The 17,954-nt window shown below is 35.8% G+C and carries 15 protein-coding genes; 1 reads left to right on the forward strand and 14 read right to left on the reverse strand.

Going from position 1 to position 17,954, the window contains the following annotated elements:
- Positions 1-44 precede the first annotated feature (44 nt).
- The 3 genes from ACPUVN_RS07270 to hrpA form a co-directional block, all read right to left on the reverse strand.
- A complete protein-coding gene (locus tag ACPUVN_RS07270; RefSeq protein WP_426370330.1) occupies positions 45-4,079 on the reverse strand; it encodes an ExeM/NucH family extracellular endonuclease in 4,035 nt (1,344 codons plus the stop codon).
- 422 nt (positions 4,080-4,501) lie between these two features.
- A complete protein-coding gene (locus tag ACPUVN_RS07275; RefSeq protein ID WP_426370331.1) occupies positions 4,502-5,050 on the reverse strand; it encodes an NAD(P)H nitroreductase in 549 nt (182 codons plus the stop codon).
- 85 nt (positions 5,051-5,135) lie between these two features.
- Complete coding sequence (hrpA, locus tag ACPUVN_RS07280) at positions 5,136-9,095, reverse strand: ATP-dependent RNA helicase HrpA (protein WP_426370558.1); 3,960 nt, start codon at positions 9,093-9,095, stop codon at positions 5,136-5,138.
- Positions 9,096-9,546: 451 nt separating this feature from the next.
- On the opposite strand from hrpA, the gene nfsA reads away from it, so the two are divergent.
- A complete protein-coding gene (gene nfsA / locus ACPUVN_RS07285; protein WP_426370332.1) occupies positions 9,547-10,284 on the forward strand; it encodes an oxygen-insensitive NADPH nitroreductase in 738 nt (245 codons plus the stop codon).
- Positions 10,285-10,413: 129 nt separating this feature from the next.
- Here nfsA and ACPUVN_RS07290 read toward each other — a convergent pair whose 3' ends face one another.
- From ACPUVN_RS07290 to ACPUVN_RS07340, 11 genes are all read right to left on the reverse strand, one after another.
- Positions 10,414-10,854, reverse strand: coding sequence for a CBS domain-containing protein (locus ACPUVN_RS07290; protein ID WP_426357256.1), 441 nt, complete (start codon positions 10,852-10,854; stop codon positions 10,414-10,416).
- 80 nt (positions 10,855-10,934) lie between these two features.
- Positions 10,935-11,795, reverse strand: a complete 861-nt coding sequence (locus ACPUVN_RS07295; RefSeq protein WP_426357255.1) for a hypothetical protein — start codon at positions 11,793-11,795, stop codon at positions 10,935-10,937.
- A gap of 36 nt (positions 11,796-11,831) precedes the next feature.
- Positions 11,832-12,338 (reverse strand): CreA family protein, encoded by a 507-nt coding sequence (locus tag ACPUVN_RS07300; protein WP_426357254.1) that lies wholly within the window; start codon positions 12,336-12,338, stop codon positions 11,832-11,834.
- Positions 12,339-12,477: 139 nt separating this feature from the next.
- Positions 12,478-12,840: a lactoylglutathione lyase gene (locus ACPUVN_RS07305; protein WP_426357253.1), complete on the reverse strand. Its 363-nt coding sequence runs from the start codon at positions 12,838-12,840 to the stop codon at positions 12,478-12,480.
- A gap of 29 nt (positions 12,841-12,869) precedes the next feature.
- Complete coding sequence (locus ACPUVN_RS07310) at positions 12,870-13,217, reverse strand: DUF6176 family protein (protein ID WP_426357252.1); 348 nt, start codon at positions 13,215-13,217, stop codon at positions 12,870-12,872.
- 81 nt (positions 13,218-13,298) lie between these two features.
- On the reverse strand, positions 13,299-14,498 hold the full coding sequence (locus ACPUVN_RS07315) for an alpha/beta fold hydrolase (protein ID WP_426357251.1): 1,200 nt from the start codon (positions 14,496-14,498) through the stop codon (positions 13,299-13,301).
- Between the two features lie 137 nt (positions 14,499-14,635).
- On the reverse strand, positions 14,636-14,878 hold the full coding sequence (gene nrtS, locus ACPUVN_RS07320) for a nitrate/nitrite transporter NrtS (protein WP_426357250.1): 243 nt from the start codon (positions 14,876-14,878) through the stop codon (positions 14,636-14,638).
- A gap of 249 nt (positions 14,879-15,127) precedes the next feature.
- Positions 15,128-15,586, reverse strand: coding sequence for a GNAT family N-acetyltransferase (locus tag ACPUVN_RS07325; protein WP_426370333.1), 459 nt, complete (start codon positions 15,584-15,586; stop codon positions 15,128-15,130).
- A gap of 237 nt (positions 15,587-15,823) precedes the next feature.
- Complete coding sequence (locus tag ACPUVN_RS07330) at positions 15,824-16,867, reverse strand: patatin-like phospholipase family protein (RefSeq protein WP_426370334.1); 1,044 nt, start codon at positions 16,865-16,867, stop codon at positions 15,824-15,826.
- 99 nt (positions 16,868-16,966) lie between these two features.
- Positions 16,967-17,524, reverse strand: coding sequence for a GNAT family N-acetyltransferase (locus tag ACPUVN_RS07335; RefSeq protein WP_426357248.1), 558 nt, complete (start codon positions 17,522-17,524; stop codon positions 16,967-16,969).
- 42 nt (positions 17,525-17,566) lie between these two features.
- Positions 17,567-17,923 (reverse strand): hypothetical protein, encoded by a 357-nt coding sequence (locus ACPUVN_RS07340; RefSeq protein ID WP_426357247.1) that lies wholly within the window; start codon positions 17,921-17,923, stop codon positions 17,567-17,569.
- Positions 17,924-17,954 lie beyond the last annotated feature (31 nt).

Here is a 17,954-nt window from a genome sequence, read left to right on the forward strand (position 1 = left end):
ATTAAAATCCCCTCTAAAATAGAGGGGATATTTATTTTTATTTTTTATTCAGTTGCGCAACGGCTACGTGTACATAACGACATTAATGAACGAGCGTCTGATGTATTAACAACACCGTCATTATTAAAATCGTTCGCCATATCAGTTGCTTCGCCTTGTCTTACTAACAAAGTAAAAGCAATAACGTCATTACGGTCAATATCACCATCAGCATCAAAGTCGCCTACTAAGGCTTGTTCTGAACTAAGCGTTAATGAAATAACAACTGGGTCATGGTCAGAAGCACGGTATGCGTCACTGCCATAGTAGCTACTGATTTGGCTATCTGTTTTAAACTCAGTGTTGTAATCAAACGAACCTGGTTCATCAGCATTAATGTGCCATACCGTTGTTTCAAGTACTTGGCTAGTTAATGTGTCTGAAGCAAGAGCGTGATCTAAATAACCTAACTCACCATCAAAGCTATAAGAATAACCATTATGACCTAATGATTTTTCAACTAAGTTTTGGTAACCGTTATTTTCAATCTCAAGGATAGGCTCTTCTTTAGCATAAGCATTTAAATCACCCATGATGATCACATCTGTATCAGCAGTACCTGTAGGTTGTGTTGCTAACCATGCAGTTAATGTTGAAGCAGCTTGTGTTCTTAATTCATTCCAACAGCCTTGGCCATCGCCTGAATCAGCATTAGCACCTGTTGCACTGCCACAGCTACCTTTAGATTTAAAGTGATTAACAGCAATAGTTAATACTTCATTGCTCGCTATTTCTTTAAAGGTTTGTACTAGAGGTTGACGGTTACTGGTGTTAAATGGAGATTCAGTAGTCGTTACCGCAGAACCTTCAAGTGATACATTTGCTGGTTTGTAAATTAGACCAACCGCAATAGCATCAGTACCTAAAGTAGACATGTTAGGATTAACATAGCTATAAGTACCTTCACCCATTTGTGAGTTTAATTTAGTAACTAAATCACTAATCGCGCTGTTAGTTTCATAGCCATCGTTTTCGATTTCCATTAAACCAACGATATCAGCATTTATAGCAACTAATGCAGCAACAATTTTATCACTTTGACGTGTAAATTCTTCTGCAGTATCAGCACCACGTTCCGTTGGGAACCCACCACCTAAACCATCGCCATTAAAGTAGTTTAATACGTTAAAACTAGCGACTTTTAATGAACCAACGTTAGAGAACTCTGGTTCATTAGTACGATTGTTAGTTGCGATAAATTGAGGAGCACCTACTGGTAATGCACGGTAGCTACCAAAACTGTAATCAATAACAGCTGTTAAATTACTCACTGTATCGCCTAAACGTACTGTATTTGTATAACTTAAAGGAGATGAAGGGAATGGCACAACCTCAGGGTTTTGCGAACTATTCATATCATCTAAGATAAGTCTGTTACGGCTGTTTCTGTCAGTTAAAGCGATAGCTTCAGCACTATTTGCAGCATATACGTTAGTAGGTTTAAGTAAGCGACCGTTTGATAAGGTTAATTCACCAAAACGCGTTAATGTGAATGAATCTGATACATTTAAATCATGAGAAACAGTAATTAACATGCCTTCAACTTTTTCCCAATCTGCAAAGCTATCTACTGGTAAGCTAATTGATTGAGCACTAATTGATTCACCTACACCACAATCAGTATAAGTAGTAGAAGCTGTTAGTTGAGTTCTTGCGAAAGACTCTTCAACAACACCTTGTACTCTAATTCTGTTACCAACTGTTGGCATTACAGAAGAGTTTTCGTCTAAAACAAATAAACCTTCCGAAGTTTCAGTTGAAGCATCTTGATCTACAGACTCTTCTTGAACAAAGTAACCATTTAATGAGGTATCTACTAGCGTAACAACACCTTCAATAACTTTAGTTTCGCCTGCGAATAATGAAGCATCACCAGAACCTTGAATGACGTTAATGTAATCAGCGGTGTCGCTACATGAACCTAACGGTAATGTAGGCTCTGTAGGTTCTTCAGGATCTGTCGGATCAGTTGGGTCTGTAGGTTCGCTTGGCTCGGCATTATGTGCGCCTAAGAAGCTAAAAGTATCACTCGCTAGAGAATCCCATTCATCATCAACAACAAAAGTATCAGTTCTGTCTGCATCGCCTTGAGTGATAGTCGATTTTCTTACTAGAGTAACGTTACCACCCCAACTTTCTTTAACACCGAAAACACCTACTGAATCAATAATGGTATCGCCATTAGTTAATTCAATATAATCATCACCGTTAAAGTTTGCAGCACCCGTAAATACATCTATTTTACTTGCCAGCTCTTCAGTTGCTTGGCTATTACCTAAAACCAAAACATCACCTGATGCTAACTGACCCGTTAAACTAAGTGTTGTTGATGGCGTTACACTACCATTTGAATAGAGTTTGAATGAGTAACTTGATAAATCAATGCTTGCTAATGTTGGGTTATAAATTTCAACCGCTTTATTGAAGCTACTGCCTTCTATGTATTCAGAAATGAATAAATCTGCACCACCTGGAGCTGGTTCAGTAGGTTCAGGATCCGTTGGTTCAGGATCGGTAGGCTCTGTTACTTCTTCATCAGTACAGCTTTCTGTATAAACTTTAGAAATCCACTCTGGATGATCGATAAACGGGTTTCTGTTCCCTTGAAACTCATAAATTTTGTTGTTACGTTCTTGTTCAAACTCATCAACAGGATCACTTTCGTTCCAGCTTAATAAGGCACATAACTTACCTAAGTTCGCTTCGCCAGTAGATGTTAAACGATTAACAACTGCTAAATCAGGCGTTGTATCATTACCTTCATAACGTGTATCCATGTAGAAAACGATACGCGCTACATCACCTTTAACAGCATCACGTGGCTCGAAAGAATCACTATCTACTCTGTTTTCTGGCGATTCAGCTAAAGCATTATCACTATAATCAAAATCTAAATTTCCACGAGAAGAGTTAACTGAAATATCGGTAGGACGCAAATGATGGATATCTGAATAAGCTTCAGCACTTGTTTCAGGGAAACCATGGCTTTTAGCCCAAACATGTTCGCGATTCCAGTTATCTTGATTTGTAGATTGTGAACCACTACCGTTTGAAGACTTAGCTAGCGAAATACCACGGTAGAATAAAATTACGTTATCGCTGTTTAAAGGATCTTCATCAGTTTGCGTTAATGCAGTCCACGCTTCTGAATAAGTAAGGTTTTTGTGATCAGCTGAAATTGCAGCAGTAATTCTTTCTTTAATAATTTCTTGAGATTGTTCGGTATCTACAGCATCAAATACTTGTTCATAATATACAGAACCATCAAATGTTGATGCGTCAGCAATTTTTGTTAAATCAGGACAATTAAAACAAGCGTCGGTAATAATGTCTGAATCTGGCGTTTCATCAACTTCACCAGTACCATCGTCTACGCCATCATCTCCACCGTCATCACTTCCGTCGCCATTACCTTGTGAAGTAACAAGAACATCATCTAATCTAATGTATTCTGAACCTGCGTTGTTTTGCATAGCGACTTTTATTACTAAGGTTGAACCTTCAGCAATATCAGCTTCTACAGTAGAAGAAGTAAAGTCATCAATTAACGTATGTTCACTGCTCCCTAAACCTTCCCAGTTTGGTACTTGAACAAACGCAGCACCATCAACAGAATAGTATAGGTCGAAAAAGTCACTATTTTCGTGTGTACCATCTTCAGAGGCTAAAACAGATAATTTAATATCGGTTTTATTAGCAATATCAATAGATTCAGAAATCCATTCAACCACACCATCAACATCTCTAGCTTCCATTACTGCATTGGTTACTTTAAACCAATCAGAAGTTGCCGTTAATGCAGCGTTACTAATGTCGATAGACCAACGATCAACGCCAGACAAATCTATCGTCGAGTTAACAGCACCTTTATTATCTAATGCGGGATCATTAAAGTTTTCGCTCCAGATATCTTCTGCAAAAGCAGATGAACTAATTAATAAAGCTGACGATATACATAAAGCGACTTTACTTTTTGTATGCATAAACCGAGTTGATCTTGGTACTAATGAATCGACTTTAATAGTCTTTTTCTTAAACATTGAACACTCCAAATGATAACTTAATTAAAATATAAATCAGGTAAAAACACGAACTCCGTACTGATGTAAATAATGACGTGAAATTGTTACATTAATGTTATTGATATATTACACAATACAAAAACCTGACTACATAGTCTACTTTATAATTGCAAGTAAGCTTTATGTCACATGAATAATTTTCATCTAGCTAACCAAATAGACAATAAACGAAGTCCGTTTAAAAATCATTCGATTCTCTTCTAGGCAAGGTAATTAAAGGGCTTAATCAATATAGATATTTTATTGTGGTGTAATCATGTGCGGTGATAAAAGAGCAGACATAAAAAAGCCAGCTACCGACAGTGCTGGCTATTAGCAATAAATTGAAGAAAATATACAAAATAAAAATGTTAACAGATATTTTTATTTACACATTTGAATTATTTCAAATAAGTCACACAACCTTCGTAAGGCTTAGCAGGTTTAGCGGGTCTAACCTTTTTTTCAGTTCCTATATATAAGTAGCCAACAATATCATCCTGTCTATCCACATTGAGTGCATATTTAACTGAATTGTTGTAGCTTAATTCTCCTGTACGCCATACCGCACCAAAACCTAAACTGAATGCCATCATTTGCATAGCATGAACGCAACAACCCGCCGCTACTAACTGTTCTTGTTTAGGTACTTTATGTTCTTGATACTTAGTACTAACAATAATGATAAGTGGAGCTCGAAAAGGCATATTGCGTGTTTTTTCTAGTTTAGCTTCGTCATCAGTTTGTAATTGCACAGCATTAACAAAATACTCACTCAGTTTGTTAAGACCTTCGCCTTGAACAAGGGTGAAATGCCATGGCGTAAGAGCACCATGATCAGGTACTCTCATACCAGCACTTAAAATATTATGTAAATCTTCACCTGCTGGTGCTGGCTCACATAAGTGTGGATTAGACTGGCGAGTTAACAGTAATTCAGTGCTGTTCATAGTTATTCAATTCTCATATTTTATTGTGCTATTTGTTAAGCCTATATTATTAGCTTAAATCCGTGTAGCGAAGAACATGTATATATTAAAATTCTTTTAAGTGATTTAACACTCGTTTAGTTGAAATAGGATAAGGCATTTTAAGGTTTTGCGCATATAGCGACACCTTTAATTCTTCCAACATCCAAGTTACATCCGACAACTCTTTCGATAATGGCTGCCCTTTCTTCTGCTTACTTAATACCGTTTGATAAGCCGTTTGAGCTTTCTCAATTTCGATCATTTTTAATCGGTCTTGATTAGGATCAATAGGTAACTTCTCTAAACGTCTGATAACAGCTTGTAAATATCTGTTTATATCATCAAGTTTGTTATGACCTGACTCAGTTACAAAACCCTTAAACACCAGTGTCTCTAAATGCTGTTTAATATCACCATGTGATTGAATGATGTTTAAACTCACGTTACCTTTTAATTTTTTACGTATGTCATGAGCAGTACTCAGCGCTTTTTCTACTTTTATAGCACTGTCTAAAACACAATCTGCTATTTCGGCACGTATGTAATCTTTAGCTTTAGTAAACTCTTGTTCACTACGTGGCAAAGGTCCATGAGTAAGCAATAAATGCTGACACGCTGCCACAATACAATCTTGCAATAGGTCGGTAATAGATCCAAACGGATTAAAGTACAAACCTAACTTGGCTTTATTTGGTAGCTTTTCTTGCAGATATTTAATCGGTGAAGGAATGTTAAGTAAAATTAATCGGCTTGCACCTTTTAACATAGCTTGCTCGGCAATTTCTTGTTGCTCGAATAACTCAATCGAAACGCTTTTGTTATGATCGACTAAAGCTGGAAAGGCTTTGATAGTGATATTAGCCACTTTCTTCTCGTAGCCTGTTGGCAAGTCTTTAAAGTCCCAGGTTTCAATATCAGCTCTTTCAATGCCTTTATCTGCTACTTGCTTGATCGATGCTTTAACTTTGCCTTGCAGCTCAGCTTTTAATAAATCGAGATCACGACCTTGTTTAACCAGTTTGTTTTTCTCGTTTAGCACTTTAAAGTTCATGGTTAAATGAATAGGTAATTCAATATGTTCCCAAGAGTTTTCAGGTAATCTTACGCCTGTCATTCTTAGTAGTTGTTTTTCAAGCACTTCAACTAAAGGTTTATCCGTGTCTGTCATTGCTGTTACACAGGCTTCTGCATAATTAGGTGCAGGAACAAAATTCCTGCGTAGTGATTTAGGTAAACCTTTAATCAAGGCAACAACCAAGTCGAAGCGTAAAGCAGGTATTAACCAATCAAAACCGTGGTCATGTACTTGGTTCAGAATGCCAATAGGGATAATAACGCTAATACCATCATCTACATCACCTGGTGTGAAGTGATATTCTAATGGCAGGGTTAGGTTGTCTTGCTGCCAAGTATCAGGGTATTCGGTTTTAGATAACTCCTCTGAGCTCTCGTTTAACAAAAATTCTTTCGTAAAATGTAATAGCTTACCGTTTTGCTGCTTTTCTTTTTTCCACCACGACAAGAAGCTACGTTGACAGTTAATGTGTTCAGGCAATTTAGATGAGTAAAAATCTACAAGGTGTTGCTCGTCAATTAAGAAATCTTTACGTCGGGCTTTTTTCTCTAAGTTTTCAATTTCTTCAACAAGTGCTTTGTTCGCTTTGAAGAAGTTTTCTTGAATGGTGCAATCAGCGTTAACTAAAGCTTCTCTGATGAAAATTTCACGACAAGTATCTGGCTCAATCTTATTAAAATTAACTTTACGATTAGCCACTAAAATCAAACCATAAAGAGATACTTGCTCTGATGCCATAACAGCACCCTGCTTCTTCTCCCAATGAGGTTCGCTATAGCTCTTTTTAACTAAATGATCGGCTAAAGGTTCAATCCATTGAGCATCAATTTTACCCACCATACGAGCAAACAAACGGCTCGTTTCAACGAGTTCAGCACCCATTACCCATTTCGGCGACTTTTTAGCGACACCAGAACCAGGGAATATATAAAACTTACTACTACGAGCACCTTTGTATTCACGGTTTTCGTCAAGCTGACCTATATGACTTAATAATCCAGAAAGTATAGCTTGATGAATAATATCTTGATTACCTTCACCTTCATAATCGATTCGTGTTATCGGTGTTTTCAAATCGCGGAAAGTAGACTTTAATTGCGTAAGAATATCCTGCCATTCTCTAATACGCATATAAGCAATAAAATCTTTTTGGCACATACGTCTAAATTGATTACTGCTTAATTCTTTTTGCTGATCGGTAATATAATTCCATAAGTTAAGTAAACTAATAAAGTCAGACTCAGGATCTTTAAAACGATTATGCTTTTCGTCAGCTGCTTGTTGTTTCTCGTGCGGTCGTTCACGAGGATCTTGAATACTTAACGCACTAACAATAATTAATACTTGTTCGACACAACCTAAATCGATTGCAGTAAGGATCATTTTTGAAAGTCGAGGGTCAATAGAGAACTTTGAAAGCAAGCGCCCTATTTTAGTTAATACCGGACCTTTTGTGTTTTGAGCTTTAGCTGACTGGCTTTTATTTGACTGATCTTTACTTGTGGCTTTTCCTTGATAGGAAATAGCCGCAAGTTCTTCTAATAATTTAACACCATCATTTATGTTACGGCCATCAGGTGGCTGTACAAAGGGGAAGTCTGAAATATCACCTAAATCGAGAGCAAGCATTTGTAGAATAACAGTTGCTAAGTTTGTTCTTACAATTTCAGGATCGGTAAACTCAGGACGACCTAAAAAGTCTTCTTCTGAATATAAACGAATACAAACACCTGCAGATACACGACCACATCGACCAGAGCGTTGATTTGCACTCGCTTGTGAAATGGCTTCAATCGGTAAACGTTGTACTTTTGTTCGGTAGCTATAACGAGAAATACGCGCAGTACCGGGGTCAATTACATATTTAATACCTGGCACGGTTAAGCTCGTTTCGGCAACGTTGGTGGCTAAAACTATATTACGCCCTGTGTGAGGCTGAAAAATTTTGTTTTGCTCTTGTACCGTTAAACGAGAATACAAAGGTAAAATATTGGTATGGCGTAAGTTTGCTTTTTCTAACGCACTTGCTGTGTCTCTAATTTCACGTTCACCATTCAAAAAGATAAGAATGTCGCCGCTACTTACATCAGTTAGTTCGTCTACAGCATCTAAAATACCGGTAATAACGTCTGCATCATCACGTTGTGAACTGCCTTCATTTGAGTCATCAGCACGTGGTTCATTTAACGGGCGATACAATATATCTACAGGGAATGTTCTTCCGGAAACTTCAATAATAGGTGCATCGTTAAAGTGCTTTGAGAAACGTTGAGGATCTATGGTTGCCGACGTAATAATAACTTTTAAATCTGGGCGTTTAGGTAATATTTGCTTCAAGTAACCTAAAATGAAATCTATATTTAAACTACGTTCATGAGCTTCATCAATAATTAGCGTATCGTATTGACGTAACAATCGATCCGTTTGCATTTCAGCTAACAAAATACCATCAGTCATTAACTTTATATGACTGTGTTCATCAACCATATCGTTAAAACGAACTTTATAACCAACAGAAGTCCCTAGCTTGGTATTTAACTCTTCGGCAATACGAGTTGCTACAGTACGTGCTGCAATTCGTCGGGGTTGTGTATGACCAATAATGGCATCAATACCACGACCGAGTTCTAAACAAATTTTAGGAATTTGAGTGGTTTTACCTGAACCCGTTTCACCCGCGATGATAGTCACTTGGTTGTTTTTAATGGTTTCGCTGATGTGTTTAACGTTTTGAGAAACAGGTAACGATTCATTATAAGTAACTTTAGGTAACTTACTGATTTTAGATTGTTTGTTAGCTAATGACTTTTCTATAAGAGACGCTGCTTGTAGTAACGCGTTATTTCTTTTATCACCTTCACTCAGCTTTTTAGCATTAATTAATCTATTTTTAATACGACCTATATCGCAGCTTTTTATTTTGGTTAATAGATCAAAAAGAGATTGAATTTCTGGGATGGGATTTGGACTGATTTCTAACGACACAACAGGCTCTAATACTTATTTACATTGCGCATATAATATCAGTTTCTACCTAAAATGGCAGCAAGTTCACCTTATTTGTTTTATCTTTCATCCTTTATCAGTGATGAGGTTAAGCATCATAATCAGTTGATTTACTGTTAAAAATAATCTTTTGGGTTAAATATTAGATGTTAAACCAAACGGATTAATTTATTGAGTAACTTAGAGCTACATTAGCAAGCTTAGAACAAGCAAAATTGATTAAACATAGTTTAACCAAAAGCGACAAACAATTATGACTAAACTGTAACCCTGTAAAGTGATTTGTTAATATAAAGACCTTCATAATTAAATGTGTTTATAATGATGCGTTTACACTACATAACTTTTTGTTATTAAAACTTATTACTTTCAATAATTGGAGAAATATCTCGCTATGAATCCTATTTTAGAAGCCCAGTTAAATCATCGTTCTATACGTTCGTATACTGACAAACCAATAGACTCGACACTTTTGCACGAACTGGTTAGGCATGCTCAGGGCGCTGCATCGTCAAGCTTTATTCAGGCTTACTCAATCATTCGAGTGAACAACAAAGCAAGTCGCCAAACTATTGCAACGTTAGCAGGTGGTCAGCACTGGGTTGAGTCGGCTGCAGAGTTTCTGATTATTTGTGCTGATTTAAGACGTGTTGAAATGGCTTGTGTGAATCAAGATCTAGGCGCGCTTGAAGGAAATACTGAGCATTTTATTAGTGCGACAGTTGATGCGGCATTAATGGCGCAAAACTTAATGTTGGGTGCTGAATCTGAAGGTTTAGGTGCGGTATTTATTGGGGGAATTAGAAATGACCCTGAAAAGGTTTCTGAGCTTTTAGAGCTTCCAGATCAAGTTTTTCCAGTTTTTGGTTTATGTTTAGGCTGGCCAGATGCCGTACCAGAACTAAAACCTAGATTCCCTGTTGATGTGATTTTGCATGATGAAACTTACGCTAAAAATAAAACAGCGAGTGACATAGCAGCTTACGATGAGCAAATTGAACAATATTATAAAGAAAGAGGCTCTAACCAGCGTTCAAGTAATTGGTCAGAACAAACAGCAAAAGCTGTGCAAAAGAAGAAACGTGAACATATGTTAGAGTTTTTACAAAAACAAGGGTTTGTTAAATGTTAGTTAACCCTAATATTTAGCAAATTTTGACCCGACTTCTATCATGATAATAATCGTTAACGCTGATATAGAATAATCAGTGTTAACGCTTTCAAAGACTTTAATTTCAGTTTTTTCTTTAATATAAACGAGTTAAGCCGTTGATTTGTGACTTAATTTGTCAGCTATCTCGCCAGAACGCACATGTTTATCAATTGCACGTAATACATCATTTCGACAGATAGTGCCTAACAAGTTGCCATCGTCATCAACAACAGGATAAACCTTAGGTTTGTTTTGTAGCATATTCTGACCAAGCTCCATCACACTATCGTAAGGCTTAACCGTTAATACCTCTTTGCGCATCATTTCTGAAACGTAGGCAAAATGCTTGTTATGATAAATGCTGTCTAACATCTTCGCTAACACATCATTTTCAGATAAAAAACCAACTAATTGATTATTAGCATCAATCACTGGCCCACCTATTTGCTTAGTTTTTAAAAACCGTAGTGACGCTTCTTGAACCACCATATCTGGTGTGAAGGTTACAGGATAGTGATTCATATAATGTTGTACTTGTAATGATTCCATACCATTTGTCCTATATTGTTTTTATTATATTAGCGATATAGTTAACTGTAGACCTAATTAAAGCAAAATTCCTTAATTCTTCATTGTTTTATTAAAGACAATAACGCAGACGCTTCACATTCTGAGTTTGACTGGTTTAGTTGTTTAACGGCTCCTTTATAAGAACTTTTTAAATGCCCTTTTAAGTGAGGTAAAACCTTATTCTTATCGATATTTTTTAACTTACAAAACATCGCTAAACAATAAACCGTTTCTAGCTCAGTTAATGTAGATTGTCTATTCGCTTGTCTGTTATTACAAGATCCACATCCACCTTTAAACTGAAAGGCAGTATTAGAAAATATAACACCGAAGCCCATAAAACAAGCAACTAAATCAATTGTTTGAGATGTATACTCTTTTCCACCTGGTGGTAACTCAGGTGCATTCATCACTAATAGTGAAGCTAAAATTTGTGTAAATGAAGAAACCAAGTCTTGTGGTTGATTGACTTGTGACGGGTTATAGCTAATTTCAATAACCTTATTATTACCTGCATTTTCTTTAGATAAACTCTCACCACCGTAACTCACTTCAACAGCATTTCCGCTGCCATAGCCATCAGTATTTGCTACCGTAACAAGTGCAGACGGACCACGCAATAATCGACTTGTTGCCAACTTAGGTATCAAGTTAGTAGATGCACGATGTGGCTCAACTAATACTAATGGCCAGTTTTCCATACCTGCATGTTTAATGGTTTGACTAAACACTTGCTGTGCCATTTCATGAACGCTAGTCACCCTACCTGGGAAAAAATCATTAGTCGGTAATATTAATTGGCTTTCGTTTTTTAAAAAGTCACCGTTCAGATGAGTTATCGCCCACGAATAAGTATCAGCAATCCAATTATGAACACTATCTTCTACTACGGGTTTGGTTTTAAATAAGTCTAAAATCATAAGTATGTTTGTATCTCTTTAATTTATATCATTCTATTAACTGGATTTTTTAGCCTGCTGTAGTGCCCAATTCCAACCTTGCGTATTAAATAAGGCAATAGTTGAAAGCGAATGGTGATGGCTACCGCTCGACTCCTTTGTAGAATAAGACAGGTAAATTAAGGTTTTGTGTTCAGCATCGTAAATTCTACGTACTTTTAAGCTTTTAAATAAAATACTTTTTGACTGCTTGAAAACAATATCGCCGTCTTTAGAACGATCAACCTGTTTCAGTTGCTCTTCAGTTATAGGTCCAGTTTGTCGACACGCAATAGACATGTCAGACGGATCACTAAAATCTAAATTCGCTTCAACATGGCTAATATGACAAGTTACGCCAGAAATAATAGGATCTTGCTTGGCCTCAATAACAACATCTTTTGTGGTAAATAAACCTAAGCTGACTTTACCTACGTTGTCTGAACAACCCGCCAATAAACCTAAAGCAAGAACAGATGGAACAAGTGCAGATTTTGAGATCGCAGAGAATGAGAAATTTTTCATAAGGTTCACCAAAGAGTTAATATAAACAAATAGTAAACCATATTAGGCAAGGAAGTTAGCTGATTTTAGTATTCGGCCAAATGAAGATGTTGAATATCCAGAATAACTACACACTCAGAATAAATAACCCAGTAAGAACCTACGACTCCCCTTCAATTGGGTGAAATTGTGTAATATGCCAAAGCTCACTTGAAGGCCCGGTAAGATAAATAACTCTTCCCCATGGTTCTACTATTATTGGCTGATATTTAATATCAAAATCAGTTAAAGTCGACAGATTTTCATACACAGCATCAATATCAGATACAGCTAGTTGCATCATTAAATTAGTTTTAACGTCTTCATTGTAATGACGACTTAAGAAAAATGTAGAGCCATTGTTTTCAAATATAGATAAGTCGTCAGATGCACGTTCCATTGCAAAGCCGAATGCTTGATAGAATCGCTTAGATACTTCGTAATCCTTACTCGGGATAAACACTCTAATGTCTTCAACTTTCATATATTCTCCTTTTTAAAATATCGTTAAACTTAGTTTGAAAATGTCATAGACGAGTTAAAACAAAACACCGGTTCAACATCTAAATAAAGCTCAGGCGCCCAACATTCATTTCTGAATTTGCTGTACACATCTCTAAATGGAGTCTCAATAAGTCCAACTTCATCAAGCATGATTTTAGAAAAGTCGTTAGATTTGATCACAATATAAATATATTCAAATTCAGAGTCCTTTTCATAAAAAACAGAATCCCAGTAATAACCTTTTTGATCCATCTCATTTTTTGGAAATTCGATGTTTTCTTGCATATAAACGATGAGTTCGTCTAACTTTGCTCTTGAATTGCTATTAAGTTTTATTTTTAACAGTTTAGATTCCATTCTTACCTCTAAAATAAAACAAGCCTCATAAGAGGCTTGATTAAAATTAACGAAACAAAGTTCGTTTTAGTTATTTAAATATTACACTAATTTACTGACAACATTTACATTATTGTGCAGTGTTTTATGAACAGGACATTTATCAGCAATCTCTAAAAACCGCTGTTTTTGTTGTTCATTTAATTCACCTTCGTAACTGATATTTCGCACAATCGCTTCCATACCGTTTAGCTGTTCGCAGTTTTCGCAATCATCTTCATAATTACGTGTATGTGTCAGATCAACTTTAATATGTTTTATTGGCAATTCTTTGCGGTCAGCATACATTCTTAATGTCATGGCTGTACAAGCACCTAAACCTGCTAATACGTGTTCGTAAGGATCTGGACCTGTATTATTACCACCAACACGTGTCGGTTCATCAGCTAACCAGTAATGGCTAGCTGTACTTACATGTTGAGCAAACTTATGATTCTTTTCTTCTACTAATACATGACCTTGTGCAACATTCGCTTTATACGTTTCTACATCAGTTGGCACATAACGACTTGCCCATGCAGCGATAACATCAGCTGCATATTCAGAATCTCTTTTATTAGTAAGTAAGTGATCAGCATTATCTAAACTTACAAAACTTTTAGGATGAAGTGCTGCTTGATAAATTTTTTCAGCTTCAGAAATTTTAACCGTTGCATCTATTGGAGAATGCATCACTAATAAAGCTTTTTTAAGCTTACTAATATGACTATTACCGTAACTTTTAATATCGTCTAAAAACTGCTTTTGTATTTTAAAACTTCTGCCTGCAAGGTTAACTTCAGCTTCGCCATTGGCTTCAATATCATCGATATGTGCTTCAAAATTGTGTGCTACATGTGCAGCATCTGACGGAGCACCAATAGTAACAACAGCTACTGATTCTTCAACTTTTTGAGCTACACCTAAAACAGCTGCGCCACCTAGGCTATGACCGATAAGTAATTTTGGCGCACTATATTCTTTACGAAGAAAATCAGCGGCAGCAATTAAATCTTGAATATTAGATGAGAAATTAGTATTCGCAAAATCACCATCGCTGTTACCTAAGCCAGTAAAATCGAAACGTAAAACAGCAATACCTTTAGCTGTTAATGCTCTGCTAATACGAGAAGCTGCAGCAACATCTTTACCACAGGTAAAACAGTGAGCAAATAAAGCATAAAATTTGATATCTGATTCAGGCGTTTCTAACAACCCACTTAATTGATTACCACCACTGGTAAATTGTATTTTTTCACGCATAAATATTGTCTCCAATTAAATCATTATTATTGTAGTTATAAGTAGGTAACCTACTAAATTCAGTTTTAACAGTCACTTACTTTGTACCGAGAAATAAAAACGTTAATCGTTTGAGATTAAACGATTAACGTTTTTAGTTAATTTTGTTTTTGATGGCCTTGAATTGCCTTCACTGATGAATAGGTTGAAACACAGTAAGGCACAAGGTAAGTCAGTAGGATTTGTGCGATCTTCTCACCTGATAAATCCATTTCAAGAAGTGTTGAGCCATGATTTATAACCGCAAGTATAGTCCCCACAATAAGAGCCACTTTAAGAGCTGAAGATACAACTTTTTTAGATAAGGCTAATGCAATAAAGGTAGTAGACTGTTCCGACATATATATTATATTTCCTATTAAACTTAGCTTTATAAAAGCTCATATAAATTAAAGTTACGCGAATTCAGATTAAACGCGCGATTTAATTATTTTTGTTTATATTCACAGAGAGCTAAAACATAGTTAAAGCTGTGTATAAAAACTATAGTTAAAATCTTAAGGTATCAGACACATGTTTTTGATTAATAATTTCAGATATCCCCAAAAAAGGCTGAATTACTATTAAATAGACGTTTAAATACGTAAAAGCTAGTTTTTCACCATATATAAGCAATGTGCTTCGGGTAGAACTTCGGGATAAGTCGTTACTGTAAAACCATATTTGTTATAAGCTTTAATCGCACTTTTGTTATGCTCTAGAACGAATAAAGAACATTCTTTAACTCCCAACTCATTGCAACCTTCGATAGAGAGTTTTTCAATAAGCTTAGCCGCTATTCCCTTACCTCTATGTAAAGGATTAACAATTAAGCGGGCTAAGTGACAACGATTTAATCTTAAATAGAATTGACCAAAGGCAAGCATATCAGAATGTTCAGATAGTAATACGAATGAGCTTAATACATTGATATTAAGTTCAGCAGAAAAGCTTGATACCGTTAATGGAAAGTCGAGTGTAGAGCCTGACCAATCAATAAGTTCACCTTGATTAGCAAACCATTGGGTCATTTCGAGTAAATGTTTATTTAACGGTTTAATTAACTTCATATTTAATGGTAAACGTTCTTAGATTGATTAAAGCTGTACATGAAAAAAGTGTGTATTTTTCAATCCGCATTAATTTATATCGTATACCCGCTATAAATAAAATAGAGAATGTGTAACTAAACCTGATCTCGGCTTAATATATTCTTCTCTAACAACTACTTTTACTTGCTTCATCGTTAAATTTTAATAGTAATAATTTCAATGAATTAAAAACATCTTAAACTGATTTCAGGTTAACTAAAACTCTTTTATATCTTCAATAGACTGATTATTAACAAAAGATGAAAAGCTATCTGCTAGTTGTTCCGTTTGAGCTAACACAGCTTTCCAATAGGTAATTCGAGTGTCTGAATCCATTTCAGTAAAATCAGTGCGATCAGGTATTTTATTGTAAGGCAGAGAATCAACAAACTTCTGTGACGGACAAATCATCACAACATTATAATAGTTTTCAGCTGACACTTTTCGCGCTAAGTTTTTATCGAACCACCCTGCTTTAGGATTTGAGCTAAAATGTGGATATAAAACCAGCCCTTCATTTTTAACCTTAAAATCAAAATGGTAATCAATAATCCCACCATCTCGATACATGCCTTTAGGCGAATTAGGAATATTTTTAATACCCTGCATTACCATAGGAATTGAACCTGAAGCGAGTAACGCATCTTTAATATTATCAGGGGTAAAAGGTATAGTCGTAGTTTTAAATCCGTAGCTATCATTAATGGTTAATGAGCTACTTGCAGGTTGATAAATAAAACGCTCGTATTGAGATTTTAATAATTTCCTATCAATGCGGTTTAATAAATAACTACTCAGCAAGCCTGCACCTTGAATCAGCTTATTTTCACTTGCTGTTAAACCTTTAGATTTGGCAACAATAAAGTGTGCTTTGAATATAGGATTATCAATAATTTCTTGTCCGCCCGTACTACCAAAAACACCATCTAAAAGCTCACGTGCTTTTCGAGTAATTTCAGCGGTATTAGCGTTAGCCGAATACGTTGTTTCTGAATACGATGTGGCTAATCGTTCAATAGCAGCTAAAGGATCGTTTTGTGCAAAACAAGAGCTTCTGAAGCTCCCAGCACTTGAACCTATTAAGTTTAAAGGCTCTGTTCTGCTTTTAAAAAATTCTCCAAATAAATATCTATCCAAACAGTACAATACAAACCATTTTGGACCACCAGACGCACCTAAAAATGAAGTAAACAACTCTTGCTTAAAGCCTTGTTCTTTTATTGTTTTTAAAGCCGTTTTACCTGCATATATTTCTATCATTTAACTTGTATTCTCGTTTGTGTAATTATGTTTTGGGTGTATTGTGTAGAACAAACTGTATTTAAGTTGGAATAAAACTTATCAAAACTTAGTCATTAATTATGAAGCACTGTAATCGGATTTTATTAAACCAAAACATTTGAGATCATGAAATTTATCTTTCCAGAAACCACTTTGGCGTCGAACCCCTTCTTCTTTAAATCCAACTTTCAGCAATAAAGATTCAGATGCGACATTCCCTAATACTGTGTCTGCTTGTATACGATTGATAACACCACAAGCCAAAGTTCCTTTAAACGCTGAGCTTACAATGGCGTGAATAGCTTCAGTTGAATATCCTTTGCCCCAAAACTTTGGATTTAAATCATAACCAATAACGGCATTTTTCATCTTGATATTCCATGAATTAAAACCACAGGTTCCTATCAATTGCTTTGTATCTTTTAAGCGTATTGCCCAACGAATACCGTTACTTTCTTGAAACCTATTATTAAAAAACCCGATGATCTTAGTTGCTTGGTCTAACTCTGTAAAAGCAGCAAGATCATAATACTTAACTACATCAGGATCAGTGAATATATTGAAAACAGCTTGTGTATCTTCATCAGACATTTGATTAATAATGAGTCGCGGAGTCTCAAGTTGTGGGAATTCCATTTATACGTCCTTGAACTAAGTCATATTACTTTTATATTAAAACTAAACCTTTTTAAAACCTATTTGATTCACTTTCGAGCCACAGTAAAAACAATGGGTACGACGTTTTGCTATTCTATGTCCGCAATCTGAACATTCTGTTGGTAATGCGAGTTTGCCATCAGCTTTACCATCTCTTAAATCTATTTCTTCAATTTTGCTCATGATTTCTGTTTGACTGACACCTAAATCACCTAACAGCTCTAAAGCAGCTAAATTCATCACGTAAAGTTGATCAATCTTTTCAGATAACACATCAAGGTGACTTTCATTCTGATGCGCTCGGATTTTAGTTTGGTCACCTTCTATCTCAGTTTTCCCAATCCTTAAATCTCTGAAGGCATTTTGTAAATATGACATGTTATTTCCTTATAAAGTGCTTTAAAACGTT

Origin of the sequence: Pseudocolwellia antarctica (assembly GCF_049933045.1) — a bacterium.
GTDB lineage: Bacteria > Pseudomonadota > Gammaproteobacteria > Enterobacterales > Alteromonadaceae > Pseudocolwellia.